Genomic DNA, 278 nt, shown 5'->3' on the forward strand with positions numbered 1-278 from the left:
TGGATAGAAAAGCGAGGCGATGATGAAATTACAACCAATAGCAGTTATTTTTAAATTAACACTTTTTTGCACCGTAACAATAAGCGCAAGTATTGTAACCCCCAGTGCACTTAGTTTATTACCAGGTGTGAGTGCTTTTACAGCGCAAGCCGCAGAGCAAAAAACCAAACGAGTATCGGCCCTGCGTGAAAAAGTATATAGCCAGTTAGCGCGAGCCCAAAAGCTTGCCGACGATGGCGATGTTAAAGCAGGCCTTGAAGCGCTTGATTCTATACAAG

The 278-nt window shown here is 43.5% G+C and carries 1 pseudogene; it reads left to right on the forward strand.

Annotated elements, in window-relative coordinates:
- Positions 1-22: 22 nt before the first annotated feature.
- A pseudogene (locus tag AAEY62_RS22100) lies at positions 23-278 on the forward strand (hypothetical protein); the annotation flags it as partial.

The organism is Pseudoalteromonas sp. GW168-MNA-CIBAN-0100, assembly GCF_040309225.1.
GTDB classification, from domain to species: domain Bacteria; phylum Pseudomonadota; class Gammaproteobacteria; order Enterobacterales; family Alteromonadaceae; genus Pseudoalteromonas; species Pseudoalteromonas arctica.